The sequence below is a fragment of the Methylobacterium aquaticum genome, assembly GCF_001043915.1.
Taxonomy (GTDB): domain Bacteria; phylum Pseudomonadota; class Alphaproteobacteria; order Rhizobiales; family Beijerinckiaceae; genus Methylobacterium; species Methylobacterium aquaticum.
In genome coordinates, this window is the sequence record NZ_LABX01000340.1 from 1 (window position 1) to 3,667 (window position 3,667).

Below are 3,667 nucleotides of genomic sequence, written 5' to 3' on the forward strand. Positions count from 1 at the left end.
CCCATTCGGGCGTGCCGAAGGCGGTGCGCGACCGGCTCGGCGTCACCGATGCGACGATCCGGGTCTCGATCGGCATCGAGCATCCGGAGGATCTGGCGGCGGACCTGGAGGCGGCGCTCGCGACCTTGGGCTGAAAAGCGGCCTTGTCGGCCCGTTTTGGCTTGCCCCGGCGGGTCCCCTCCGCATGATGGCCGCCCGAGTCCCGGCCGGCCTGCGGCGGGGCACCCCCCCCCCCGCGAACCGATCAAGGCCCCGCCGCACCCGATGACCGAGCACGCCGCGTCCGGCTCCTACTCCGGCTCCTACAAGGAAATCATCCTGTTCCTGGTCACCGCCGGGATCGTGGTGCCGCTGTTCCACCGCCTGCGCGTCAGCCCGGTTCTCGGCTTCATCGGGGCGGGGGCGCTCCTCGGGCCGTCGGGCCTCGGGCGGCTGACCGAGACGCTGCCGTGGCTCGGGGCCGTGACGATCTCGAACCGCACCGAGATCGCGCATCTCGCGGAACTCGGCGTCGTCTTCCTGATGTTCATGATCGGGGTCGAACTGTCCTGGGAGCGGTTGCGCATCCTGCGCCGCCTCGTCTTCGGCTTCGGCTCGTTGCAGGTGGCGGTGTCGAGTCTCCTCGTCGGGGCGGTGCTGATGGCGCTCGAGGTGCCGCCCCTCGCGGCGATCCTGGTCGGGCTGGCGCTGGCGCTGTCCTCCACCGCCATCGTCCTGCCGGTGCTGGCCGAGCAGAAGCGGCTCAACACCCCGGCCGGCCGGGCGAGCTTCGCGGTGCTGCTGTTCCAGGACCTCGCCGTCGCGCCCGTCCTGTTCGCCATCGCGGTGCTCGGCCGCAAGGACAGCGACGCGGTGACCGGCCTCGCCCTGGCGCTCGGCCAGGCGGCGGTGGCCCTGGGGCTGCTGGTGGTCGCCGGACGGCTGGGCCTGCGGCCCTTGTTCCAGTTGGTTGCCCGCACCCGCAGCCCCGAACTCTTCATGGCCGCCTGCCTCCTCGTCATCGCGGCCACCGCCCTCGTGGCGGCGGCGAGCGGGTTGTCGATGACCCTCGGCGCCTTCGTGGCCGGGCTGCTGCTCGCCGAGACCGAGTACCGCCGGGCGATCGAGGCGACGATCGACCCGTTCAAGGGCCTGCTTCTCGGGGTCTTCTTCGTCTCGGTCGGGATGGGCATCGACCCGGCGGTCTTGATGAAGACGCCGCTCACCATCTTGGGATTGGCCCTCGGTCTCCTCGTCCTCAAGGGCGGTGTGATCGTCGGCGTCGCGACCGCCCTGCGCCTGCCCCGGGCGGTGGCGCTCGAATCCGCCCTTTTGCTCGGGCCCGGGGGCGAGTTCGCCTTCGTGCTCGTCGGCAGTGCACTGGCTGCCGGCCTGGTGCCCGAGGATCTCGGCCAGGCGGCGCTTGTCGTCACCACCGCCACGATGGTGATGATCCCGGGCCTCGCCGCCTTGGCCCGCCGCCTCGGACGACGGATCGACCGGGCCTCGCTGGGCCGGGCCCGGGCCGAGCCGCCCCCGGCGGAGCGCCAGCCCGGCCGGGTGATCGTGGCGGGCTATGGCCGGGTCGGCCGCCTCGTCGCCGAGATGCTGGCCCGCCACAAGGTGCCCTACATCGCCCTCGACGTGGATGCCGCCCGGGTCGCGGACCAGCGCCGCCTCGGCAATCCGGTCTATTTCGGCGATTCGGCCAATCCCGACTTGCTGCGCCGCTGCGGCATCGACACCGCCCGTGCCCTCGTCGTCACCCTCGACCAGCCCCGGGCCGTCGAGGCGGTGGTGGCCGCCGCCCGCGCCGAGCGGCCGGACCTGACCATCGTCGCCCGGGCCCGCGACGCCCGCCACGCCACCGCCCTCTACGAGATGGGCGTCGATGATGCGGTGCCGGAGACGATCGAGGCGTCGCTCCAGCTCTCGGAGGCGGTGCTGGTCGATGTCGGGGTGCCGATGGGTCTGGTCATCGCCTCGATCCACGAGCGCCGCGACGAGTTCCGGGCCCTCCTGCGGCGCAAGGAGGCGCCGCCCGTCGCCCCGTTCCAGGCCCGCCGCACCATCGGGAAGGCGCCGTGACCAGCCTCGGCTCCCAGCAGGAGGCGGCGCTCAAGGCGGTGTCGGATTGGCTGAAGCGCGGCAGCCCGCAGGTCTTCCGCCTGTTCGGCTTCGCCGGCACCGGCAAGACCACGTTGGCCCGGCGCCTCGCCGAGGATGTCGAGGGCGGGGTCTTGTTCTGCGCCTATACCGGCAAGGCGGCCTCGGTGATGCGCGCCCGTGGCTGCCCCGATGCCTCGACCATCCACAGCCTGATCTACCGCACCCGCGAGGATACCGAGGGCGGGCCCGCCTTCACCCTCAACCGCACCGGGCCGGTGAGCAAGGCAGCCCTCGTCGTGATCGACGAATGCTCGATGGTCGATGGCGACCTCGGCAACGATCTCCTGTCCTTCGGCACGCCGGTGCTGGTGCTGGGCGATCCGGCGCAGCTGCCGCCGGTGAAGGGCGGCGGCTTCTTCACCGAGGCCGAGCCCGACGTGATGCTGACGGAGGTCCACCGCCAGGCCGCAGACAACCCGATCGTGCGCCTCGCCATGACGGTGCGCGAGGGCGGGCGCCTGGACTTCGGCGCCTACGGCGACAGCCGGGTGATCCCGCGCCGCGCGATCGATCCCGGCACCGTGCTCGCCGCCGATCAGGTGCTGGTCGGGACGAACCGCACCCGGCGGCGCTATAACGGCCGCATCCGCGAGCTGATCGGGCATGCCGACCCGATGCCGGCGGTGGGCGAGAAGCTGGTCTGCCTGCGCAACGACCGCACCAAGGGCCTGCTCAACGGCTCGACCTGGACCGTCCAGGCCCTGCGCGCCGCCCCCCGCCCCGATCTCGTCCGCCTCGACGTGGTGCCGGAGGACGACCCGGCGCTGCGCCGCAAGCCCCAGGACATCCGGGTCCTGCGCTCGGTCATCGCCGGCAGCGACGAGGAGGTGCCGGCGATCCTGCGGCGCGAGACCGAGGAGTTCACCTACGGCTACGCGCTCACCGTCCACAAGGCGCAGGGCTCGCAGTGGGACAAGGTCGTGCTGTTCGACGAATCCTACGCCTTCCGCGAGCACCGGGCGCGCTGGCTCTACACGGCGCTGACCCGGGCGGCGGAGGCGATCACCGTGGTGGTGTAGGGCCTTCACAGGTCGCAGCGCCTTGCGCCTCCGCGCTCGTGAGGTATCCTGCCGGCATGTCGATCGAAGTGTGTTAATACCTTGCGGAAAGCCGAGCCCGGTGCCCTGCTCCGGGAACTCGACGACGTCCGCATGACGAACGACGTGACGACCGACGACGGGGACACGATTGCCGCTGGTGCCGACGGCACGGTCGTCGCCGTATGGAATGCGGGTGAGGCCTACGACGTGAAGTTTCCGGAGCCGATGGGGGCCCTGGCGACGGTGAAGGCTTGAGAGTCCGTTCGGAAAGGGTGACATCAGTATATTTCAAGGTTATGCGGAATGGCAGCACGTCGTGAATGGCTTGATGGCTCGGCCGTGGCTTGGACTAAAGAGAACAGACCGCGGTACGATCGCCGCAACCAGAGATATCCGAGTGATCTGACGCCAGACGAATGGCGCGAATTGGAACCCCTCCTACCGGTCGCTCAAGGGACCGGCAGGCCACGGACCTACAG

General features: G+C 71.0%; 5 protein-coding genes. All 5 read left to right on the forward strand.

Going from position 1 to position 3,667, the window contains the following annotated elements; translation table 11 throughout:
* A partial coding sequence (locus tag VP06_RS36860; RefSeq protein ID WP_197093334.1) for a PLP-dependent transferase occupies positions 1 to 134 on the forward strand: 134 nt, incomplete at its 5' end.
* A 130-nt stretch (positions 135 to 264) separates the two neighbouring features.
* Positions 265 to 2,067 (forward strand): cation:proton antiporter domain-containing protein, encoded by a 1,803-nt coding sequence (locus tag VP06_RS31445; RefSeq protein ID WP_048467759.1) that lies wholly within the window; start codon positions 265 to 267, stop codon positions 2,065 to 2,067.
* Positions 2,064 to 3,167, forward strand: a complete 1,104-nt coding sequence (locus VP06_RS31450; RefSeq protein WP_048467760.1) for an ATP-dependent DNA helicase — start codon at positions 2,064 to 2,066, stop codon at positions 3,165 to 3,167. Before VP06_RS31445 ends, VP06_RS31450 begins: the two co-directional genes overlap by 4 nt.
* Before the next feature lie 132 nt (positions 3,168 to 3,299).
* Positions 3,300 to 3,443 carry a hypothetical protein gene (locus VP06_RS31455; RefSeq protein WP_245291388.1) on the forward strand — a complete coding sequence of 48 codons (144 nt, stop codon included), beginning with the start codon at positions 3,300 to 3,302 and terminating at the stop codon, positions 3,441 to 3,443.
* A gap of 48 nt (positions 3,444 to 3,491) precedes the next feature.
* On the forward strand, positions 3,492 to 3,667 hold a 176-nt coding region (locus VP06_RS35625), incomplete at its 3' end, for a transposase (RefSeq protein ID WP_425350974.1).

Bases quoted from the DNA above. Each gene is read 5' to 3' on its own strand.
- VP06_RS31445 (WP_048467759.1), top strand. From the start codon at position 265: ATGACCGAGCACGCCGCGTCCGGCTCCTACTCCGGCTCCTACAAGGAA.
- VP06_RS31455 (WP_245291388.1), top strand. From the start codon at position 3,300: ATGACGAACGACGTGACGACCGACGACGGGGACACGATTGCCGCTGGT.